The sequence below is a fragment of the Lonsdalea britannica genome (assembly GCF_002111595.1).
In the GTDB taxonomy this organism is placed as follows: domain Bacteria; phylum Pseudomonadota; class Gammaproteobacteria; order Enterobacterales; family Enterobacteriaceae; genus Lonsdalea; species Lonsdalea britannica.
In genome coordinates this window covers 93,128-114,513 of record NZ_LUTN01000008.1, presented here as the reverse complement: position 1 = coordinate 114,513, position 21,386 = coordinate 93,128, and the positions used below count along the sequence as shown (strand labels likewise).

The following is a 21,386-nucleotide window of genomic DNA, read 5'->3' as shown; positions in this document are numbered from 1 at the left end:
TTCCGCCGCCGGGCCGAATGCCCGTGCGGCGACGCCAGTTAATTACCTTCCACCAGCGCCCTGCCCGACCGTAGCCGAACCACTTCGTCGCCCGGCGTCGTACCGAAATAGCGTTTAAACTCCCGGCTAAACTGCGAGGGACTTTCGTACCCGACCTGCAGCGCCGCCGCACCGGCTTTCAACCCACCATGCAGCATCATTATCCGCGCCTTGTGCAGACGGTAAGATTTCAAATATTGCAGCGGCGAGGTATTCGTCACCGCCTTGAAATTATGATGGAAGGCCGACACGCTCATGTTTACGTCCGCGGCCAACTGCTCCACGTTCAGGCTGTCCGCGTAATCATGTTCGATACGCCGTAACGCGCGCGCGATCTGGCTGAAATGGGTATGCCGGTTGACCACCGCCTGCAGCGCCGCCCCGCCTACGCCGCAGAGCACGTAATAGATGATCTCCCGGACAATCCCCGGCCCCAGCACTCTGGCGTCTCTGGGCGAGGCCATCGCCTCCAGCAGCCGCTCCGCCGCACACAGCATCTTGTCGTACAGCGGTACGCTGCATACCCCGGTGATATCGGCGCGCGGACGATCCGGACACTCATCATCGCCAAGATCCATCAGTAAATCCTGCAACATCGCGCTTTCCATTCGTATCGACAGGCCGATCAGCGGATGCTCCGGCGTCGCGAACGTTTCGCACTCAAACGGCAAGGGCACCGTCATCAGCAGATAGTTTTCCGGATCATAGCGAAAGGTCTTTTCGCCCATGTATCCGACCTTATGGCCCTGAAATATGATGACGATGCTGGGGTCATACATCACCGGCCGACGCACACAGTGCTCTTCGGCATAGATGACCCTGACCTGCGGGATCGGCGTGGCGGTGACGCAGCCCTGCCCCACGTATTGTCGGGCCATATTCGCCAGCCGCTGGCGATGTGTTTCGCTTTGCATATCTTCATCCTTTGCAGAATATAGCAATAAAATGACATAAATCCGGCCGTCAAGCATCAATTCCTGCACTCCTTTGCAGAAATAGGCAATAACGAAACAGAAATGAGCATTGTACCTACGCCGACAGATCCCGAGAATGAATCACAGACCATGCCATCGGCTAACCCGATGGACAGAAGAAAATCAAATCAAGAAGGGGTGGAGAACATGAACGAGACAATCAAGTTATTAACCAGCCATCGCAGCGAACGCAGCTATCTGGATAAAGCGATCCCTGAAGACGTCCTTTCCGCCATCATCGAAACCGCTTACCTCGCCCCCACGTCCGTTAATTCACAGCAGGTTTCTATTGTGGTCACCCGCGATCCGGCGCGACGCGCCCGCATCGCCGAACTGGCGGGTGGACAAGACTGGATAGCTCAGGCTCCGGTCTTCCTGACGCTAGTGCTGGATATGCATAAAAGCGAACGTGCCATTGCCCTGAGCGGCTTTGAGCAACATGCCCACGAAAGCGTGGAGAGCATCGTCTCCGGCAGTACCGATGTCGGCATCGCCCTGGGCACCCTGATCGCTGCGGCCCATTCCTATGGACTGGGCATCGTGCCTATCGGCGCGGTCCGCCGCGATCCTCAAGCCATGATCGAACTGCTCGAGTTGCCGGAACACACTTTCCCGCTGGTAGGACTGGTGATGGGCTACGTCGACCAACCGGCGTACCAGAAACCTCGTCTGCCTGTCAGCACCTTCCGGCACGAAGAAACGTATCAGGACGACACGCTGAACGACGCCATCAAGCAATACGATGAAACGCTGACAAAACACTGGGAAAAGATCGGTCGCACTGACGGCGCCGCCTGGGGGCCTAACACCGCGGACTATTACCAGCACATCTATTTCCCCGAAGTTCTACCCGCCCTGCTTCAGCAAGGCTTTAAACTGGATAAATAATCTATGAACAATTTTACCCTGCATACCCCGACGAAAATTCTCTTCGGGGAAGGACAGATCGCGGGTATCGCCGCCGAAATTCCTGAAGACGCGCGTATTCTGATCGTCTACGGCGGCGGCAGTATCAAACGCAATGGCGTGCTCGATCAGGTTCACGCCGCCCTCGCAGGCCGCAGCATCACGGAGTTTTCCGGCGTTGAGCCTAACCCGACTTACGAAACGCTGATGAAGGCCGTCGACGTGGTTCACCGGGATCACATCGACTTTCTGCTTGCCGTCGGCGGCGGTTCAGTCGCGGACGGCACCAAATTCATTGCGGCGGCAGCGAATTACACGGCGTCGGAAGATCCATGGCATATCCTGCAGACCCATGGACAGGACATCACCCAGGCGCTGCCTATCGGCGTGGTGCTGACGCTGCCGGCAACCGGCTCCGAGTCCAACAGCGGCGCGGTGATCACGCGGAAAGCCAGCGGCGATAAGCAGGCGTTCCATACCCCACTGGTGCGCCCGCAGTTTGCCGTACTGGACCCGGTGGTTACCTACACTCTTCCTGAGCGCCAGATCGCCAACGGCGTCGTCGATGCCTTTGTCCATACGCTGGAGCAATACCTGACCTATCCGGTCGACGCGAAAGTGCAGGATGCTTCGCGGAAGGGCTGCTGCTGACACTGATCGAAGAAGGTCCGCGCGCGCTGAAAGAACCGGATAACTACACTGTGCGCGCCAATGTCATGTGGAGCGCGACCCTGGCGTTGAACGGTCTGATCGGCGCGGGCGTGCCGCAAGACTGGTCGACGCATATGCTGGGGCATGAGCTGACCGCCATGCACGGATTGGATCATGCTCAGACATTGGCGGTTGTTCTGCCAGCCATGCTCCGCGACCGTCAAGCGCAGAAACGGGAGAAACTGCTTCAGTATGCTGAACGCGTATGGGGTCTCCGCGACGGCAGCGAAGCGCAGCGAATTGAGGGCGCGATTGAGGCCACCCGTGAGTTCTTCGAACGCATGGGCGTTCCGACGCGGATGTCGGACTATCAGTTGGACGGCAGCAGCATCCCGGCGCTGGTGGAAAAACTCAAGGAGCACGGCATGACGTCGCTCGGCGAGCACAAGGATATTACGCTGGCCGACAGTCAACGCGTCTACGAGGCTGCTCGCTAAGCCTCCCCCTCTTCAGCTTTCAGCTACACTGCTGTTTAACGCTGCGCATCGGGAAAACGCTTTCCCCTGCGGCGACAAGCACTCCGGCGGTTTTTCCTCTCACGGAAACCGCCGTTATTCGCTTTCGGCTTGCCGAAAAGCGAACCTGCAGTCTGCATCGACCGCGCTGCGTGGTCGGGCCGGAACAAGGAGAATGCTATGACGACACAACCCATCATTAAACTGAGTGACGGCAAAACCATCCCGCAGTTGGGACTGGGCGTATGGCAAGCCAGCCATGAAGAAACCATTGTTGCGGTGAATGAAGCACTGAAAACGGGATACAAGGCCATCGATACCGCGGCCATCTATCAAAACGAAGCTGCGGTGGGCGAGGCGTTACAGTCCGCCGGGCTGCCGCGCAACGATCTGTATATCACCACCAAACTCTGGAACAGCGATCAAGGCCGTCCGGTACAAGCGCTGACGGAGAGCCTACGCAAGCTGAAGCTGGACTATGTCAACCTCTACCTGATCCACTGGCCCTGGCCGCCTAAAGGCAGCGCCGAGGATACCTATATCGAGGCGTGGCGGGGTTTGATCCGATTGCAGGAACAGGGGCTCACTAAAAGCATCGGCGTCAGCAACTTTCATCCCCACCACCTGCAGCGTCTCAAGGAAGCCACCGGGGTGATGCCGGTCATCAACCAGATCGAACTGCATCCGCTGCTGCAACAGCGCTCGCTACATGCCTGGAACACCACGCACCACATTCAGACCGAATCCTGGAGTCCGCTGGCGCAGGGCGGGAAAGGCGTATTTGATACGCCCATTATCCGTGACCTGGCGAAAAAATACGGCAAGACACCAGCGCAGATTGTCATCCGCTGGCATCTTGATAACGGATTGGTGGTGATCCCGAAATCCGTCACACCGGCACGCATCCAAGAGAATTTCGATGTGCTTGATTTTAAATTAGAAAAAGAGGAACTAAGCCAGATCGCCGCGCTGGACAGCGGCAAGCGTCTGGGGCCCGATCCGGACCAACCCCCTGCTGAAGCGTAATCTCGTCCCGCCGCAGCGCTGGTCTGACCGGCGCTGCGCTTACCGCAGGGACGGTGATTCAGTCTGACACTTCAAATTCATAGATATCGCTACGGCAATAAATTTCGCAGTATTCCAATAACTCACCTTTGGCGTCGAAGGTGTGCTGACGGCTAAACAGCAGTGGCATGCCATTCGGCACTTTCAGCAGTTTCGAAATTTCCCGCGTTGCGCTAACGGCACGGACACGATAACGCCGATTTTCTGGAAAGATGTGTCGCTCGCGCCAATAGCCGTACAGCGAATGTTCAATTTCTTCCGGTTTCGGTAACCAGCGCTGTGGGATCCATACCGTCTCCAGCGATGCCGGCTCATCATTCAACAGCCTGACGCGACGAAGTTTGGTCAACACGGCGCTGTCCGGAAGATGCATCGTCAGTGCCAGCGTCGGACTAATGGCGACGTCGGTGATACGTTCCAGCCAACTATTGCTGGCGACCCCGCCCCGCTGTTGAACCAGCGCGGAGAAACCCGGTTCATCGCTGGTCAGCGCATAGTCGAGCTGGAGGGCGATACGCGTGCCGACGCCTTGCTGGCGAAGAATCAACCCTTTCTGCTCCAGCAGCGCCAGAGAACGGGAAACCGTGACGCGGGACAGCCCCAGCAGTTGTACCAGCTGGCGCTCCGGCGGTAAAAAATGCCCGCTGAGATCGCGCCGTTGCTGAATAGCGAGCTCCAGCGCTTTCGCCAGTTGCATGTAACGCGGAGCGGATGACGGCTTGTCCAGCAAGGACCGTAACTGAATAAAAAATTCTTCCATGGCTGCCTTGTAGTTAGGGTCTTTAATGAGGCAATTTTTTATCAATTCCCCACCGCCTGGATACTCATAATATGCAGGGTAATGTACTTAGGATTTACATTGGCATCATAAAGGCTTTAAATTGGACTTGCAATTAACGCACGCTTTTTATACATTAGCCACGGTATTAGGAAACTAAGCCAACACCAGGGGTCTTCATGACCGTAATAAAACATCCCCACGACGCCATCCTCGGTTGTCTCTATGGGCAAGCGGCGGGTGACGCGATGGGGATGCCATCAGAACTTTGGCCGCAGAAGCGCGTCCGCCAGCACTTTGGCTGGATCGATCGCTTTCTGCCAGGACCAGACGTCAATGTCGCCGCCTGCGGTCTTATCGCAGGGGAATTCACCGACGACACCCAACAGGCCATCGCCTGATTAACGCCGTGATCGAAGCCAAAGGCGCCATTGAGCCTGAGCGCATCGCCAGGCATATTCTGGCATGGGCGACGCGCATCAACGCCTTCGAAAAAAACGTTCTTGGCCCCAGTTCCAAGGCGGCGTTGAACGCTATTCGTTCCGGCACGCCCGTGCATGAAATCAACGCCAACGGCGTGACCAACGGCGCCGCTATGCGTGTAGCACCGATGGGTTGTTTGATGTCCACCGCCGACAAAGCCGCGTTTATCCACGCGGTGCGCCTGTCCTGTAGCCCGACGCATCAGTCCGATATCGCCGTTGCCGGCGCGGTCGTCATTGCCTGGGCCATCAGCCGCGCTATCGACGGCGCGGAGTGGAAGACGATCAAAAACGAACTGCCGCGGTTGGCGGAAGAAGTCCAACTGCAACGCATCACCACTTTCAGTCCAAAGCTAAGCCGCCGCATCGAGCAGGCATTCAGCCTGACCGCCACGCTACGTCATGTCCCAGACGCGCTAGCGCTCTCGGAGCTGTACGATACGCTGGGCGCAGGCATGGATACGCTGGAATCCGTGCCGATGGCGCTGGCTCTGGTCGAACTGGCTGTCACCCAACCCCAACGCTGCGCTATATTAGCTGCCAATCTTGGCGGCGATACGGATACAATTGGCGCTATGGCCACCGCGATTTGCGGTGCGCTTCAAGGTATTAATGCCTTTCCCGCAGCATGGGTTTCCATCATCAATCAGGCCAATGAGATTGACTTCACTCCTCATGCTGCAAAACTTTATGCATTCAGAATAAAGAGGAGCACATTGGAATGGATGGAACGCAACGAGGTGATACACAACCTTCATCCAAAGGTTGGAAAGTAGAAGAAACCGGTATTGATCTGGTGCCCGAGGCTGAACGCACGGGCACCCCGCTACAGCTTTTCTGGATCTGGTGCGCCGCCAATATCGGCATCCTCGGCATCGTTTACGGCGCCATCATCGTCTCCTTCGGACTCTCCTTCATTCAGTCCGTCCTGGCCGCCGTCATCGGCGTCGCCAGCTTCTCGCTCGTTGGCTACACCTCCTTTGCCGGACAAACCGGCCGCACCTCGACCCTGACGCTCTCCCGCGTCATCTTTGGCCTACGCGGCAACATCGCGCCCACCGCGTTCAGCTGGTTCTGCCTGATCGGCTGGGAAGCCGTCAACGTCATTACCGGCACCATGACGCTAGCTGCGCTGTTTGAAGCTATCGGCTTCAGCGCCAGCCACACGCTGACTGCTATCTGTTTGGTGTTGTTTGCTGGCCTGACCATCATTGTCAGCCTGCTCGGGCAAAATGTGCTGTTCGCGATGCAGAATTGGTTCAGTAAGATTTTCGGCACCATGACGTTGATTGTGGTCATCTACATTCTGTTCAATACGCCGTGGCAGCAGGTGCTGGCGATGCCGTCCGGCAGTTGGCTGACCGGTTTCCTGCCGGCCGTTTCCGTGATTGCCGCAGGCACCGGGATCGGTTGGACTATCGCGGGGGCCGACTACAGCCGCTATCAGCATCCATCCACGCCGCGCAGCAGCATTTTCGCCTCCGTGGTCGGCGGCGCCTGTCTGCCGCTGGTCCTGCTGATGCTGGCCGGCATATTGCTCTCTTCCCAGTTAAAGGATCTTGCCAGTTCTGCCAATCCCATCGCGCTGATCGGCACTGTGCTTCCGCCGTGGATGTCCGTTCCCTACCTGTTGACCGCCACCGCGGGCGTCGTCACCATCGCGGTACTGAGCCTCTATTCAGCCAGCCTCAACCTGCTGACCATTGGTATTAAAGTCCGCCAGTCCGTGGCAGTGTCCATCGACGCCATTCTGATGCTGGGCGTGGCGATTTACGTTCTGTTCGTTTCCGGCGACTTCCTGACGCCATTTATTTCGTTCCTGATTTTTTGCGGCGTGTTCCTCGGCTCGTGGGCAGCGATGTTTATCCTGGACTACCTAAGCCTGCGGCAGCATCGCGGCTACTCGGCCGTCACGCTATTCGGGCTGAACGGCGAAAATCGCGGCGTCCGCTGGATCCCGCTCGGCTGCTGGCTGTTGGGATCGGTATGCGGTCTGCTGGTCACGAAAACCGGGTTTATCGACGGTCCGCTGGCGGTCGGAATTTTCGCCAATTCCAGCCTGGGCATTTTCCTCTCCTTCGGCATCAGCCTGGCGACGTACGGTCTGTATTTGCTGTGTAACCCCAAGGAGAAGCTATGATGAAGGACTTTCATGCCACCACGCCCGTAGTGGTGATCGGCGCCGCAGTGGGCGATAACGTGATGGCCGTGAAACGGCTGCCGCAGAGCGGGGAAGATATTGAAGCGAAAGATCTGGCTACCAGATTGGCGGCTGCGCCTTCAACGTCGCCCGCGCCCTCCGCCGACTTCAGGTACCGGTCATCAATGGAATGACGGTCGGCAACGGACCGTGGAGCCAACGCGTCGCCGCAGAGATGGCCGCACTAGGTTTAGACATACAGCTTCGCAGTGACGATCAGGATAACGGCTGGTGCCTCGCGCTGGCGGAAGAGACCGGTGAACGCACGTTTATATCGGTTTCAGGCTGCGAGTCGCAGTGGTCGAAGGAAAAGCTGGCTCAGTTGGTTGTGCCGGAAGACGCGCTGATCTACGCCAGCGGCTACGAGCTGAGTAGTGATAACGGCGCCCTCCTGCGCGACTGGTTGCTGGCTCAGCCTCAGCGCAAGCTTGTGGATCTGGGACCGCGTATCGCAGACGTACCGCCCACCTTTATCACGGCGCTGGACAATACGAATACCCTGCTGACGCTGAACCGGGACGAAACCCGTTTTCTGTGCGGCGATGGCGACCCTATCGCGCTGTCCGCAGAGTACGCCGCCCGCCATCATCTGACGCTGATTTGCCGGTTGGACAAAGACGGCGCCTGGCTATGCGTGCCGGGAGAAACGCCCCGCTACGCGCCAATCTACCCGGTGGAGGTGGTCGATACCATCGGTGCCGGTGATGCGCACAGCGGCGGGCTGCTGGCCGCCCTGTCGGCGCAGTGGCCGCTGGCGGACGCGGTGGATTTGGCGAATCGTATCGCCGCCTGCGTGGTCTCCCGGCCCGGCGCAAATGGCGCGCCGGATTGGCAGGAGCTGCAACAACGTTTCGCCACCGCCCCCAGCGCCGCGCCGCATCACTAGCCGCATCGGGCGAACGCGTTTAGGCGTTCGCCTGCACCACCAGCTGTCCGGCCGATCCTTTATCCGCCATCTCCAGCGTATGGCTGTAGTACAGGAACGGGAAACGGTCGACGGAAGACTGATTGAAGTACACCAGCAGTTCCACGTCGTTCTCCACCCATACCGTATCCTTCCAGCCATTATCTTCCGGCGGAATTCTGCCGCCGTTCACGCTGCGCACCAGGAAGGAAGCCCCCTGAATATGGAAGGGCTGCGGCGTATCCGCATGTACGAGCCAGCGCTCACAGCGTCCAACCTGCGTCTGCACATCCGTCCGGTTCATATCCCACATCGCGCCGTTGATGCCCGGCAAGGTATCGCCCAGCCGGAATTCACGGGTACGGCTGATGGTGCTATCCACGATGTTATCCGCCAACAGCCGCATCGGCAGCGTGTCGGTCACCAGCGGCAGCATGCCGGTCGGTTTCAGAGTCAGAATTTGGCCAGATATCAGAATCGAGGACGGCTCGAACAGGCCGCGCAGGCGGTCCATAATGCCGGCCGACGCACCGGCAGTCAGCGTCACCTCGTCGCCCTTTGACATATCAATCAGAATCTCGCGGCGCTCGCCCGGCGCGATAGGCAACTGGTTCAACGCCAGCGGCGCGGGCAGAAAGCCCTGATCGTTGGCGATCAGATACATGGGCCGGTTGTCGCTCATCTGTAGGAGGTAGCGGCGTGCGTTCGAGGCATTCAACAACCGCAGACGTACCCAACCGCGCGACACTTCGACAAACGGAGTCTGCATGCCGTTGACCAGCAGGATGTCGCCAACGAAGCCATCGTGGCTCGGCGGGTCATACTGCGGCGTGCCAAAGCCATCAAGCCGCTTATCCTGGATCATCAACGGAAAATCGTCGACGCCATAATGATTGGGGATCGGCAGCGATTGGCTGATGCGATCTTCCACCAGCCACAGGCCCGCCAGACCGTTATAGACGTGCGGCGCCATACGGTTTGGCGTATTGGCGTGATACCAGCAGGTAGCGGCTGGCTGGCGGATCGGCAACACCGGCGACCAGTCCATACCGGCCGGGATGATACGGCCAGCGCCCCCCATCAACGAGCCGGGCACCTGCAGGCCGCTGACGGTCATCGACACCGGTTCAGTCAGTCGGTTGCTGTAAATCAGCTTGACGTCATCGTCGCTGTACACCCGGACGGTGGGGCCGAGATAGCGGCCGTTGATTCCCCATACCGGAACTTTACGATTGCCGGAAAAAGCCCAGTGCGCGCGCTGTAGGGTCAGGAAGACCGGCTGCCCGCGACGGGATTCGATGAGCGGGGGAATAGGTAACATGTTGGTAGAAACATCGGCCTTAGCCGTTAATGGCATGGCGCTGGAACACAGGGCCACACCAGATGCCCGAAGAAACTGACGCCGGCTTAATGACATAATCACTCCGAAAACCTGTAAAACCGCATGCTACCTATCACTTCCCAAAGGAAGATCAGACCTGCTGATACGCCGCCACCGGACCGTGCGGCTGGACTCACGGCTATCGTTTTTTAGCGGCTTCCCGAGCGGCGACTTCCGCATCGAGCTGCTGAATTTTTTCCGCCATCACCGCGTGACAATGCGCCGCTAGTTCACGGACCTGATCCTTGCCGTAGGCGCTGCAATCGATCGGCGGCAACATTTCAACAATGACCAGACCGTTGTTCCAGCGATTAAGCTTCACTTTGTTATGCGTGTTGGAGATACAGATCGGCACGACGGGGACACCCGCACCGATGGCCGCATGGAAAGCGCCGGTTTTAAACGGCATCAGGCCGCGCCCGCGACTGCGGGTTCCTTCCGGAAACATCCACACGGAAATATGCTGTTCTTTGATGTGCTGCACGACCTGCGCAATGGTGCCGTGCGCGCGGGTGCGGTTATCGCGGTCAATCAGCAAGTTGCCGGTAATCCAGTACAACGGGCCGAAAAACGGGATCCAGGCCAGGCTCTTTTTACCGACCGTGATGGTGCGAGGCTGTACGACGTTGGCCGCCGTGATCATGTCATAGTTGTTTTGGTGATTGGCGATGTAGATACAGTCGCCGTAGCGAGAGACATCCTCAGGAAGGCGAATATCGACCTTCAGGCCGAACAACGTCGAAAGCCGCCCGAACATACGACCAAACGTTGATACGTGCCGCGGGTTTTTCGGGCTGAATAAACAGTAGATAAAGCCAAACAGACAAATCAGGATAGCGGACACTATCACGACCACAAAGCGAAGAAGAAATACCATAACAACCTCATTAGCCAACTGCCGCCGGTAGTATAGCGGCTTCCTTCCAAAACACACGGCGAACCTTGCTTCCGAATGTATCCAATATTCAGCATGCACGCCGCAGTCAGAAGTACAACTTAAAAACGCCTTATCCCCCGGTGAAACACACCGACAGATAAGGCGTCCGTCATTTTAGCCGCGGTCCCCCGCGGCGCTGATAATACGCGAGAATCAGGCGTCGCCGCTCTTATCGGCGGGGGCCTGCGGAGACACAACCTCTACGCGATCGACTCGTTGCAAACCGCGTGGCAACAGCGTGCCTTTACGGCCGCGTTCCGCACGGAACTTCTGCAAATCTTCCGGCCGCAGGGTCAGCTTGCGTTTACCCACATACAGCGTCACGGAAGAGGTCGACGTGATGATAAACAACCAGCCGATCTTGTCTTCACCGCTGGCCGCCTGAGCGGCAGGGATAGAGACGATTTTGTTGCCCTTTCCTTTCGACAGCTGCGGCAGATCCGCCACAGGGAAGAGCAGCATTCGCCCGGCGGCGGTGATCGTCAACAGCAAATCGTCGTCGCTTTGCACGCTGAGCGGCGGCATGACCTTCGCGTTGTTCGGCAACGTCAGCACGCTCTTCCCGACGCGGTTGCGCGCCACCAGATCGCTAAAGGTACACACGAAGCCGTATCCGGCGTCGGAAGACAGCAGCAGTTTCTGGTCGTCCGCCGCCATCAGCACCTGCTCCACCGTCGCGCCCGGCGGCGGCGTCAGCTTGCCGGTCAGCGGCTCGCCTTGTCCTCTGGCCGAAGGCAACGTCAGCGGGTCGAGCGCATAGCTCCGCCCGGTGGTGTCGATAAAGACCACCGGTTGGTTGCTCTTCCCACGCGCGGCGGCGCGGAACGTATCGCCAGCACGATAACTCAGCCCGGCGGGATCGATATCATGGCCTTTGGCGCTGCGCACCCAGCCCATTTCGGACAGCACAATCGTCACCGGTTCGGACGGCAGCAGATCGTGCTCATTCATTGCCTTCGCTTCGCCACGTTCATGTAGCGGCGAACGGCGATCGTCGCCATACGCCTTGGCGTCGGCTTCAATCTCTTTTTTCAGCAGCGTGTTGAGTTTGCGCTCGGAGGCCAGCAACGCCTGCAACTGATCGCGCTCTTTCGCCAAATCGTCCTGCTCGCCACGGATTTTCATCTCTTCGAGCTTGGCGAGGTGGCGCAGTTTCAGCTCCAGAATCGCTTCCGCCTGCGTTTCGCTCAGGCTGAACTGCTTCATCAATACCGGCTTGGGTTCGTCTTCCGTACGGATGATGTGGATCACTTCATCGATATTCAGAAACGCCACCAGCAGACCTTCCAGAATATGCAGGCGCTTGAGCACCTTCTCCAGCCGGTAGTTCAGTCGACGGCGGACAGTAGCGCGTCGGAAGACCAGCCACTCGGTCAGGATTTCACGCAGCCCTTTGACGCTGGGGCGAGAATCCAGACCGATCATGTTCATGTTGATGCGGTAGCTTTTTTCCAGATCGGTGGTGACGAACAGGTGGTTCATCACCATCTCCAGGTCGACACGATTCGAGCGAGGAACCAGCACCAGACGCGTGGGATTTTCGTGGTCTGACTCATCCCTCAGGTCTTCCAGCATCGGCAGCTTCTTGGCGCGCATCTGGCTGGCGATCTGCTCCAGCACCTTGGCGCCGGACACCTGATGGGGCAGCGCGGTGATGACGGCGGAGCCGTCTTCTTTTTTCCATACCGCGCGCATGCGGACAGAGCCGCGACCGGTCCGGTACATCTTGCGCAGCTCTTCGCGCGGCGTGATGATTTCCGCTTCAGTCGGGAAATCCGGCCCCTGAACCCGTTCAAGCAGCTCGTCCAGCGTCGCGTCCGGGTTGTCGATCAGCGCGACCGTCGCGGCGGCGACTTCACGTACGTTGTGCGGAGGAATATCCGTCGCCATCCCAACAGCGATGCCGGTAGTGCCGTTCAGCAGCACGTTCGGCAGTCGAGCCGGCAGCGTTTTCGGCTCCTGCATCGTGCCGTCGAAGTTCGGCGTATAGTCCACCGTGCCCTGACCCAACTCGCCCAGCAGCACTTCGGCATATTTGGACAGGCGGGATTCGGTGTAACGCATCGCGGCGAAGGACTTCGGATCGTCCGGCGCCCCCCAGTTTCCCTGGCCGTCGACCAGCGGATAGCGGTAGGAGAACGGCTGGGCCATCAACACCATCGCTTCGTAACAGGCGCTGTCGCCGTGCGGATGGTATTTACCCAGTACGTCGCCGACGGTACGAGCGGATTTCTTGAATTTGGCGCTGGCGTTCAATCCCAGCTCCGACATCGCATAGACGATACGGCGCTGAACCGGCTTCAGGCCGTCGCCGATAAACGGCAGCGCCCTATCCATGATGACGTACATGGAGTAGTTGAGATAGGCGTTCTCTGTAAACGTGTGCAGCGCAAGGCGTTCTGCGCCGTCATGAGTCAATTCACTCATTCATTATCCTTAAACCGTGGCGTTGGCTGTCTAAAAACAGAACAACCCCGTCAGTGTGATAGAAGCTGCCCGCGATAGTACCGCAACTTGTGGCTGACTGTCACAGTAGCCCGATACGACCGCCGCATGGGGGCATTTCTCTGTGATTGTTGCTGTTCAGTCAAGAGTGTTGTGCGCCATTGCACATTTTTCTCCCCGACGCCGCTGAGTACACTGTCTCTCTATTCATTTATGACTCATCGAAGGTGAGATATCGGCTATGCATAACATTCTGCTTATCAATGCGGGCAAGGCTTTTGCCCATTCCAAAGGACAGCTGAACGACACGATGTCAGACGTGGCGGCCAGCTTCCTGCGCGAAAAAGGCTATGACGTCCGCGTTATCAAGATAGACGAGGGTTACGATATCCAGCAGGAAGTCCAAAATTACCTGTGGGCCGACACCATCATCTATCAGATGCCCGGCTGGTGGATGGGCGCACCGTGGACGCTGAAAAAGTATATCGATGAAGTCTTTACCGAAGGTCACGGCTCGCTGTATGCCAGCGACGGCCGCACCCGTTCCGACGACAGTAAAAAATATGGCTCAGGCGGCTTGCTGCAAGGCAAAACCTATATGTTGTCTCTGACCTGGAACGCGCCGCTGGAAGCCTTCACCGACAAAGATCAGTTCTTCCACGGCGTCGGCGTGGATGGCGTCTACCTGCCGTTCCACAAAGCCAACGAGTTCATCGGACTGGCCGCACTGCCGACGTTCATCTGTAACGACGTCATCAAACAGCCCGATATTGATGGCGATATTGCCCGTTACCGCGAACACCTGGAAAAAATCTTCGACTAACCCTCATCGGCGCGGCCCTCGCTCCTGTGTCCAGGTTATAGCGGGTGCTGCGCCATCTTTTCACTTAGAAAATCAAGAAAGCAGGCGATTCTTCCCGCTAACGAGTGCGTACGGTAATACACCGCATTCACCGGCAGGCGCGTATCGACCGTGTGCTCCGGCAGGATCTGCACTAGTCGCCCCGCCGCCAAGTCCTCGCAGGTCATAAAGTCAGACAGCCGGGTAATGCCCTCTCCCCGCAGCGCCAGCTGCCGCAGCATCTCGCCGTTAGACGCCGAGATGGTCGGCGTGATCGTGAAGAACTCTCCGCCCGCGTGCCGCAGCGGCCACTGATTTAAGCTTTCTGACTGCGTGAACCCCAGCAGCGTATGCTCATTCAGCGCTTCCACCGAGCGCGGCACGCCATGCCGCCGCACATAGTCCGGACTAGCCAGGACTCTGACCTGACTGGCACCGAGCCGCCGGGCGTGAATCGTAGAATCCCTCAGCGCGCCGATGCGGATGGCGATATCGGTATGCTGTTCAAGCAGATCGATAAAGACATCATCCGTATTCAGCTCCAGGACGATGTGCGGATAACGGCGACGAAATTCAGGGATGAGGGGCACGATCACGTGCTGCATAAAGGTGGTGGCGGCATTAATCCGCAAACGGCCGCAGGGCTGCTCGCGGGATAGCGCCAGCGCCTCTTCCGCATGCTCGACCGCCTGGATGACGCCGCGCGCATGCACTAAAAACAGCTGGCCTTCCTCGGACAAGACCAGCCGTCGCGTCGTGCGGTGCAGCAGCGTCACGCCGAGCTTGTTTTCCAGCCGGCTTAACGCCCGGCTGATACCGGAGGTGGTTTGCCCCAGTTGGTCGGCGGCGGCGGTGAAGGAACCGCTGTCCGCCACCACGACAAACGCCTGCATTTCTTCCAGCGTGACTTTCATTGGCGTATCACTGCGTTAGCAGTCAGACCTCAATTTCCGCTTCATCGCCTTTCTCCTGCAACCAGTTGCGGCGATCTTCCGAGCGCTTCTTCGCCAGCAGCATATCCATCGTCGCCATCGTCTTTTCGACATCGTCTTCGCCGATGGTCAACTGCACCAGACGGCGCGTGTTCGGGTCCAACGTCGTTTCACGCAGCTGCAGCGGGTTCATTTCGCCCAGCCCTTTGAAGCGCTGAACGTTGGGCTTGCCTTTTTTGCGTTTGAGGCGTTCCAGAATGCTGTTCTTTTCTTCTTCATCCAGCGCGTAATGCACTTCTTTGCCGAGGTCGATACGGTACAAAGGCGGCATCGCCACATACACATGCCCCCCCGCAACCAGCGAACGGAAGTGTCGGACAAACAGCGCGCACAGCAGCGTCGCGATATGCAGGCCATCCGAGTCGGCATCCGCCAGAATGCACACTTTACCGTAACGCAGCTGGCTCAGATCTTCGCTATCCGGATCGATGCCGATCGCCACGGAGATATCGTGAACTTCCTGCGACGCCAGCACCTCGTCAGAAGAGACTTCCCAGGTATTCAGGATCTTGCCCTTGAGCGGCATAATCGCCTGATATTCACGGTCACGCGCCTGTTTGGCAGAGCCGCCCGCGGAGTCCCCTTCCACCAGAAACAGTTCGGTTTTGTTCAGATCCTGCGCCGTACAGTCCGCCAGCTTGCCCGGCAGCGCCGGTCCGCTGGTCAGCTTTTTACGCACCACTTTCTTGGCGGCGCGCAGACGTCGCTGGGCGCTGGAGATCGCCATTTCCGCCAATTGTTCGGCCGCCTGAACGTTCTGGTTCAGCCACAGGCTGAAAGCGTCTTTGACGACGCCGGAAACGAAGCCCGCACATTGGCGTGACGACAGACGCTCTTTGGTCTGTCCGGCGAACTGCGGATCCTGCATTTTCACGGACAGGACGTAGGCGCAGCGCTCCCAAATATCATCCGCGCTCAGCTTCACGCCGCGCGGCAAAATGTTGCGGAATTCGCAAAACTCGCGCATGGCGTCCAACAGTCCCTGACGCAGGCCGTTGACGTGCGTACCGCCCTGCAGGGTCGGGATCAGGTTAACGTAGCTTTCCGTCAGCAGCTCTCCGCCTTCCGGCAACCACAGTAACGCCCACTCCACCGCCTCGCTCTCGCCCGTGATGGCGCCGGTGAACGGTTTCTCCGGCAGCGTCGGCAGGCCGTTGACCGCTTCGCAAAGATAGTCGTTCAGCCCGTCCTGGTAGCACCAGCGCTGCTCGGTCTTATTGACGCCGTCTTTGAAGATGATTTCCACGCCCGGACACAGTACCGCTTTGGCTTTCAGCAGATGCGTCAGTCGGGAAACGGAGAAGCGCGGGCTGTCGAAGAAGCTGCCGTCAGGCCAGAAATGAACGCGCGTACCGGTGTTGCGGCGACCGCAGGTGCCGGTGACCGTCAGATCTTGCACTTTGTCGCCGTTCTCAAACGCCATATCGTAGACTTCGCCGCCGCGGCGGACGGTCACTTCGACACGCGTGGACAAGGCGTTGACCACCGAGATCCCCACGCCGTGCAAACCGCCGGAGAACTGATAGCTTTTGTTGGAGAATTTGCCGCCTGCATGCAGACGACACAGGATGAGCTCGACCGCAGGCACCCCTTCTTCCGGGTGGATATCGACCGGCATTCCGCGGCCGTCGTCAATGACTTCGAGCGATTGGTCGGCATGCAGAATCACCTCGATGCGACGAGCATGACCGGCCAGCGCTTCATCGACGCTGTTATCGATCACTTCTTGTCCCAGGTGGTTCGGGCGGGAGGTATCCGTGTACATACCTGGACGACGGCGCACCGGCTCCAGTCCGCTGAGGACTTCAATGGCGTCAGCGTTATAACTTGATTGTGTCATGGTTTGAATGAGTTAAGTCGTTGTTTGAAATGATATGACGTCGTGCAACCGGCACTCGGATGACGGGCCCCCTGCGCTGTTGCTCCGGCCCGTTCACCGCCATCAACGTCATGGCGGTCAGCGCCTGGTCAGCCCCAGAAAATCAACGATAGGCGCAAAAAAGTGCTCAAATCCCATAAACGCGTGATTGCCGCCGGACTCCACCGTCTGACGACAGGCGGTGTAATAGGCCACGGCCTGCCGGTAGTCCAGGAGCTCATCGCCGGTTTGCAGCAGGCACCAAAGCAGATCCGGGGATTCCAGCGGTTCGACCTGCATGGTTTTAAGGTCGTAAACGTGCCGAGACTCTAGCACATATTGCTCATCGGTGTAGGGATTGTGCTGGGGGCCCAAATGATCGATCAACAGCTCGAACGGCCTGACGGCGGGGTTCACCACCACCGCGGGCAGCAGGAAGCATTGCGACAACCAGGTAGCGTAATATCCGCCTAACGAGGAGCCCACAATGCCCAGCGGCCGACCGGCGCGCTCCATGACCAGATTCTCCATCAGCTCGGCCGCTTCCGCCGGATAGGCGGGCAGTTGGGGAACGATCATGTCGATGTCGGGATGGTGTTCGGCCAGCCAGCGGCCCAGCGCCGTCGCCTTCGCCGAATAGGGCGAACTGTTGAAACCGTGGAGATAAAGCAAGGTAGGCATCAGTAACCGTCCGAATCCATATCAGGCAGAAAAGCATTGCCTTCCAGACGAACCACCTGCGTTTCAACGCCGCCGTCCGGCAATAATTCCAGATAACGCCAGCCGGGAGCGACGCTGTCTATCGTGAAGTTGGTGCAATGCGGCTTGAACTGCACGCAGGTGGAGGGCGTCGCCAGCAGGCGTCGACCGTGCCAGTCCAGATCCAATTCCTGATGAATATGCCCGCAAAGCACCGTATTGACGTTGGGGTAGCGGGACAGGACGGCATCCAGACTGTGAGCGTTGCGCAGGCTGTGTTGGTCAAGCCAGGTACAGCCCGAAGGCAAGGGGTGATGGTGCAACATCAGCAGGGTAAAACGTTCAGGATGGCTGCTCAGTATCCGTTCCAGCCACTCCAGCTGATACTCGCTCAGCTCGCCATGCGGTACGCCGAACACCTGGCTGTCCAGCAAGATCACCTGCCAGTTTTCCCCTAACAGCACATGCTTGGAGGGCGCGATGCCGGCCAGCGCCAGCGCATCCACCATCGCCGGTTGGAAATCGTGATTGCCGGGTAGCCAGACACAGGGGGCGTCAAAGCGGCGGATCCCCTCAGCGAAATGTTCATACGCCGTCAGCGAGTGGTCCTGCGCCAGATCGCCCGTGGCGGTGATCAGGTCAACGTCGTATTGCCGTGTGGCGATAGCTTCCAGCACCGTGTGGTAACTGCGATAGGTATCCACACCAAGCAGGGTTTCCTGCTTGCCAGCAAACAGGTGGGTATCTGTTATCTGTAAAATCCTGACTCTGGCCCCACGCGCCACAGGAAGTGTCAACAGGCTTTCCAAATGGTGTCCTTGGTCTGTGAAATCTGCCTAATAAACCGGAACCGACATCGAACCATACGCTAAACAGTATTTTAGCCAATCAGCAAGGAACTGATTGATTTGATGCTTTTCGTCACGTTGGTGTAGCTTTTTATTGGGGTAATCATAACGTGCCTTAAAGCGAAAGATCTGCTGACTGGAACACACTTCCGCGACCATCGCATCGTGGTAGAGCCGCACAACCAGCGTCGGCAGGCTCCAGTAGCTTACCGCTGGCGCAATCTGTTGGATCTCCACCAGCGAGGTATAACGGGTAGACTCAAGAATCGTTAAACGATAGCGAGCCTGCTGCACGTGATACTCCACTTTTTCACCCACCTCATCCTGACGCGGCAGCAGACGGCGCAACTGCGCAAAATTCATTTCGCACAGCCGCATCATTTCGGGAAAGTCGGGAGTATAACGTTTCATCAATTCAGTCCACCCACTCAGTTTTCAGTTTTTCATGGTGCAACGCCAGCCATTGCAAGGCAATGACTGAGGCCGCGTTATCAATCACTCCCTCTTCGACCCAGCGATAGCTCTGTTCGCGGCTGACCACCTGAACGCGAATGTCTTCGTTTTCCTCGGCCAGCCCGTGCACGCCCTGTGCGGTACGGGTATCCACTTCACCAACCATAATGGTCAGGCGCTCGCTGGTGCCGCCCGGACTGGCCAGATAGCTGAGCACTTCGCGGCAACGTCCGACAGTCAAACCCGCTTCTTCCTGCGCTTCTCGCCGCGCGACGTCTTCATGGCTTTCGCCGGGATCAATAATGCCAGCGACCAGCTCAAACAGCCACGGCGAATCACTGGTATCGTAGGCAGCAATACGAATCTGTTCGATCAACACCACTTCGTCCCGCACCGGGTCGTATGGCAGCAACACGACCGCATGACCACGTTCGAGAATCTCACGACTGACTTCGCCGCTCATACCGCCCTTGAACAGTCGATGACGATAACGGTAGCGATCCAGCGAAAAAAAACCTTTGTACAGCGTTTCACGTGCAATAATTTCAACATCGTCTTTGGTGAAGGTGAAGGGACGAGTCTTTGAAGACGCCATCTTTGTACTCCTGTGATATGTCTCGTAATCTCAGTGTATATTGCTGCTGGGGATGTTGGCCGGAGTCACCGGCGATTGAAACGATATTGACCCAAACCTGACGCCCGACGTTATCGTCAAGACAACGCAACCGCCAGAAACGAAGAATGTATGTTCACCGCCTTTTGGCCGCACCGAACGCATTAACGGGGATTTTCCCCACTTTATGACGGTCGATAAAATGCGTCAGGGCGCGGATGTCGCCGCAGGATGGCACATTCAGCCACCTCATCTTATTGTAAGATTCTGCTAGAATCGGCAACTAATCGTCTTCAGATGGCGCTACCATAGCAACTTTGCTGCACAACAAGGAATGCAAATGAAGAAATTGCTCCCTCTTCTTATCGGCTTGGGTCTGAGCGGCTTCAGCTTCATGAGCCAGGCGGAAGATCTGTTACAGATTTATCAGCAGGCTAAAACGACAAACCCCGATTTACGCAGTTCTGCAGCGACTCGTGACGCCGCCTTTGAGAAAATCAACGAAGCGCGTTCTCCCTTGTTGCCGCAGCTGGGTCTGGGTGCGGATTATACCTATACCAGCGGTTTCCGTGACAGCAAAGACGTGAATAACAACGTGAAGAGCGCTTCGCTGCAGCTGACGCAAACCCTGTTCGATATGTCCAAATGGCGCGCGCTGACGCTGCAGGAAAAACAAGCCGGCATCGAAGACGTCACCTATCAGACCGCGCAGCAAACGCTGTTGCTGAACTCCGCCACCGCTTATTTCAACGTGCTGCGAGCGATTGATTCGCTGTCGTATGTCACCGCTCAAAAAGCGTCTATTTATCGCGAACTGGATCAAACCACTCAGCGCTACAACGTCGGTTTGGTCGCCATTACCGATGTGCAGAACGCCCGAGCGCAGTATGACAGCGTGCTGGCAAGCGAAGTCACCGCCCGCAATGCGCTGGACAACTATATGGAAGTCCTGCGTCAGGTTACCGGAAACGTCTATCCGGAACTGGCCAGCGTGAATACCGCCAACTTCACCGCTCAAAAACCCGAGCCTATCAATACGCTGATGAAAACGGCGGAAAGCCGCAACCTGAGCCTGTTGTCCTCGCGTTTAAGCCAGGATTTGGCTCGCGAGCAAATTCGTTCGGCGCAGACCGGCTACATGCCGACGCTGGATTTATCCGCCTCTACCGGCGTTAGCAACACCCGTTATTCCGGGTCACGCGCGTCGGAAGGCAGCTACAACGACAGCGATATCGGACAGCATCAGGTCGGCCTGAGCTTCTCCCTGCCGCTGTACAGCGGAGGCGCGACAAACTCTCAGGTCAAACAGGCGCAGCACAGCTATGTGGCCGCCAGCGAAGATCTGGAGAGCGCGCACCGCAGCATGATTCAGACGCTGCGTTCGTCTCACAACAACATTGCCGCGTCCATTAGCAGCATCGCCGCCTATAAGCAGGCCGTCGTGTCCGCGCAAAGTTCTTTGGACGCCATGGAAGCGGGTTATCAGGTCGGAACACGTACCATCGTTGACGTTCTTGACGCGACAACAACGCTGTATAACGCGAAACAGCAGCTCTCCAGCGCTCGTTACGACTACCTGATTAATGAGCTGAACTTGAAATATGCGCTGGGAACGTTGAATGAAAACGATCTGCGCGCGCTGAACGCCTCGTTGGGCAAACCGGTATCGACGACACCGGCGCCGACCGCAGACGACAGTACCCGGACCGTTTTCGCCGCCGGCAACTGATCGCTTTTTTTCAACGTCTGACATGATGCGGCGCGAACGTGCTTCCGCCGCATCATTCAACGACGGCTCCCCTCAC

General features: G+C 57.8%; 16 protein-coding genes and 3 pseudogenes. 8 read left to right on the top strand and 11 right to left on the bottom strand.

Annotated elements, in window-relative coordinates:
- Window positions 1-38: 38 nt before the first annotated feature.
- Window positions 39-953 carry an AraC family transcriptional regulator gene (locus AU509_RS08855; RefSeq protein WP_085651087.1) on the bottom strand — a complete coding sequence of 305 codons (915 nt, stop codon included), beginning with the start codon at window positions 951-953 and terminating at the stop codon, window positions 39-41.
- A 207-nt stretch (window positions 954-1,160) separates the two neighbouring features.
- On the opposite strand from AU509_RS08855, the gene AU509_RS08850 reads away from it, so the two are divergent.
- From AU509_RS08850 to dkgA, 3 genes and pseudogenes are all read left to right on the top strand, one after another.
- On the top strand, window positions 1,161-1,901 hold the full coding sequence (locus AU509_RS08850) for an NADPH-dependent oxidoreductase (RefSeq protein WP_094118164.1): 741 nt from the start codon (window positions 1,161-1,163) through the stop codon (window positions 1,899-1,901).
- 3 nt (window positions 1,902-1,904) lie between these two features.
- Window positions 1,905-3,067, top strand: a pseudogene (yqhD, locus tag AU509_RS08845) (alcohol dehydrogenase).
- Between the two features lie 198 nt (window positions 3,068-3,265).
- Window positions 3,266-4,111, top strand: a complete 846-nt coding sequence (gene dkgA / locus AU509_RS08840) for a 2,5-didehydrogluconate reductase DkgA (RefSeq protein WP_094118163.1) — start codon at window positions 3,266-3,268, stop codon at window positions 4,109-4,111.
- A gap of 58 nt (window positions 4,112-4,169) precedes the next feature.
- Here the strand turns inward: dkgA and AU509_RS08835 are convergent, their stop codons facing one another.
- Complete coding sequence (locus tag AU509_RS08835; RefSeq protein WP_085651021.1) at window positions 4,170-4,910, bottom strand: GntR family transcriptional regulator; 741 nt, start codon at window positions 4,908-4,910, stop codon at window positions 4,170-4,172.
- A gap of 197 nt (window positions 4,911-5,107) precedes the next feature.
- Here AU509_RS08835 and AU509_RS08830 point away from each other — a divergent pair.
- From AU509_RS08830 to AU509_RS08820, 3 genes and pseudogenes are all read left to right on the top strand, one after another.
- Window positions 5,108-6,186: pseudogene (locus AU509_RS08830) on the top strand (ADP-ribosylglycohydrolase family protein).
- Window positions 6,132-7,550 carry a purine-cytosine permease family protein gene (locus tag AU509_RS08825; RefSeq protein ID WP_085651023.1) on the top strand — a complete coding sequence of 473 codons (1,419 nt, stop codon included), beginning with the start codon at window positions 6,132-6,134 and terminating at the stop codon, window positions 7,548-7,550. Before AU509_RS08830 ends, AU509_RS08825 begins: the two are co-directional and overlap by 55 nt.
- Window positions 7,550-8,496: pseudogene (locus AU509_RS08820) on the top strand (PfkB family carbohydrate kinase). The gene AU509_RS08825 and the pseudogene AU509_RS08820 overlap by 1 nt, the downstream one beginning before the upstream one ends.
- Before the next feature lie 19 nt (window positions 8,497-8,515).
- On the opposite strand, the gene ftsP reads toward AU509_RS08820, so the two are convergent.
- The 3 genes from ftsP to parC all read right to left on the bottom strand — a co-directional run bounded on the left by ftsP (window position 8,516) and on the right by parC (window position 13,259).
- On the bottom strand, window positions 8,516-9,931 hold the full coding sequence (gene ftsP / locus AU509_RS08815) for a cell division protein FtsP (protein ID WP_094118162.1): 1,416 nt from the start codon (window positions 9,929-9,931) through the stop codon (window positions 8,516-8,518).
- Between the two features lie 103 nt (window positions 9,932-10,034).
- Entirely contained in the window at window positions 10,035-10,772 is a 738-nt protein-coding gene (locus AU509_RS08810; RefSeq protein ID WP_085651025.1) for a 1-acylglycerol-3-phosphate O-acyltransferase, read from the bottom strand.
- Window positions 10,773-10,985: 213 nt separating this feature from the next.
- Window positions 10,986-13,259, bottom strand: coding sequence for a DNA topoisomerase IV subunit A (parC, locus tag AU509_RS08805; protein WP_094118161.1), 2,274 nt, complete (start codon window positions 13,257-13,259; stop codon window positions 10,986-10,988).
- A 259-nt stretch (window positions 13,260-13,518) separates the two neighbouring features.
- Between parC and AU509_RS08800 the strand changes: the two genes are divergently transcribed.
- Window positions 13,519-14,100: an NAD(P)H-dependent oxidoreductase gene (locus tag AU509_RS08800; protein ID WP_085651027.1), complete on the top strand. Its 582-nt coding sequence runs from the start codon at window positions 13,519-13,521 to the stop codon at window positions 14,098-14,100.
- 35 nt (window positions 14,101-14,135) lie between these two features.
- Here AU509_RS08800 and AU509_RS08795 read toward each other — a convergent pair whose 3' ends face one another.
- The 6 genes from AU509_RS08795 to nudF form a co-directional block, all read right to left on the bottom strand.
- Window positions 14,136-15,032, bottom strand: coding sequence for a LysR substrate-binding domain-containing protein (locus AU509_RS08795; RefSeq protein WP_094118160.1), 897 nt, complete (start codon window positions 15,030-15,032; stop codon window positions 14,136-14,138).
- 22 nt (window positions 15,033-15,054) lie between these two features.
- Entirely contained in the window at window positions 15,055-16,950 is a 1,896-nt protein-coding gene (gene parE, locus AU509_RS08790; protein WP_085651029.1) for a DNA topoisomerase IV subunit B, read from the bottom strand.
- Window positions 16,951-17,067: 117 nt separating this feature from the next.
- Window positions 17,068-17,649, bottom strand: coding sequence for an esterase YqiA (gene yqiA, locus AU509_RS08785; RefSeq protein WP_085651030.1), 582 nt, complete (start codon window positions 17,647-17,649; stop codon window positions 17,068-17,070).
- Window positions 17,649-18,476, bottom strand: a complete 828-nt coding sequence (gene cpdA / locus AU509_RS08780; RefSeq protein ID WP_094118159.1) for a 3',5'-cyclic-AMP phosphodiesterase — start codon at window positions 18,474-18,476, stop codon at window positions 17,649-17,651. Before cpdA ends, yqiA begins: the two co-directional genes overlap by 1 nt.
- Window positions 18,477-18,503: 27 nt before the next feature.
- Window positions 18,504-18,926: a DUF1249 family protein gene (locus tag AU509_RS08775; protein ID WP_026744045.1), complete on the bottom strand. Its 423-nt coding sequence runs from the start codon at window positions 18,924-18,926 to the stop codon at window positions 18,504-18,506.
- A 4-nt stretch (window positions 18,927-18,930) separates the two neighbouring features.
- Window positions 18,931-19,563 carry an ADP-ribose diphosphatase gene (gene nudF, locus AU509_RS08770; protein WP_026740731.1) on the bottom strand — a complete coding sequence of 211 codons (633 nt, stop codon included), beginning with the start codon at window positions 19,561-19,563 and terminating at the stop codon, window positions 18,931-18,933.
- Window positions 19,564-19,921: 358 nt separating this feature from the next.
- Here nudF and tolC point away from each other — a divergent pair, with 358 nt between their 5' ends.
- The gene (tolC, locus tag AU509_RS08765; protein WP_094118158.1) at window positions 19,922-21,310 is read left to right on the top strand and encodes an outer membrane channel protein TolC; all 1,389 of its coding nucleotides are present in this window, start codon (window positions 19,922-19,924) and stop codon (window positions 21,308-21,310) included.
- The last annotated feature ends 76 nt before the right edge of the window (window positions 21,311-21,386 follow it).

What these genes read in the sequence shown, in the direction of transcription:
- yqiA (WP_085651030.1), bottom strand. Translation starts at nt 17,649, where the DNA reads ATGCCTACCTTGCTTTATCTCCACGGTTTCAACAGTTCGCCCTATTCG.
- nudF (WP_026740731.1), bottom strand. Translation starts at nt 19,563, where the DNA reads ATGGCGTCTTCAAAGACTCGTCCCTTCACCTTCACCAAAGACGATGTT.
- AU509_RS08825 (WP_085651023.1), top strand. Translation starts at nt 6,132, where the DNA reads ATGGATGGAACGCAACGAGGTGATACACAACCTTCATCCAAAGGTTGG.
- AU509_RS08810 (WP_085651025.1), bottom strand. Translation starts at nt 10,772, where the DNA reads ATGGTATTTCTTCTTCGCTTTGTGGTCGTGATAGTGTCCGCTATCCTG.
- tolC (WP_094118158.1), top strand. Translation starts at nt 19,922, where the DNA reads ATGAAGAAATTGCTCCCTCTTCTTATCGGCTTGGGTCTGAGCGGCTTC.
- AU509_RS08850 (WP_094118164.1), top strand. Translation starts at nt 1,161, where the DNA reads ATGAACGAGACAATCAAGTTATTAACCAGCCATCGCAGCGAACGCAGC.
- parE (WP_085651029.1), bottom strand. Translation starts at nt 16,950, where the DNA reads ATGACACAATCAAGTTATAACGCTGACGCCATTGAAGTCCTCAGCGGA.
- dkgA (WP_094118163.1), top strand. Translation starts at nt 3,266, where the DNA reads ATGACGACACAACCCATCATTAAACTGAGTGACGGCAAAACCATCCCG.
- AU509_RS08800 (WP_085651027.1), top strand. Translation starts at nt 13,519, where the DNA reads ATGCATAACATTCTGCTTATCAATGCGGGCAAGGCTTTTGCCCATTCC.
- AU509_RS08855 (WP_085651087.1), bottom strand. Translation starts at nt 953, where the DNA reads ATGCAAAGCGAAACACATCGCCAGCGGCTGGCGAATATGGCCCGACAA.
- AU509_RS08835 (WP_085651021.1), bottom strand. Translation starts at nt 4,910, where the DNA reads ATGGAAGAATTTTTTATTCAGTTACGGTCCTTGCTGGACAAGCCGTCA.
- ftsP (WP_094118162.1), bottom strand. Translation starts at nt 9,931, where the DNA reads ATGTCATTAAGCCGGCGTCAGTTTCTTCGGGCATCTGGTGTGGCCCTG.
- parC (WP_094118161.1), bottom strand. Translation starts at nt 13,259, where the DNA reads ATGAGTGAATTGACTCATGACGGCGCAGAACGCCTTGCGCTGCACACG.
- AU509_RS08795 (WP_094118160.1), bottom strand. Translation starts at nt 15,032, where the DNA reads ATGAAAGTCACGCTGGAAGAAATGCAGGCGTTTGTCGTGGTGGCGGAC.
- AU509_RS08775 (WP_026744045.1), bottom strand. Translation starts at nt 18,926, where the DNA reads ATGAAACGTTATACTCCCGACTTTCCCGAAATGATGCGGCTGTGCGAA.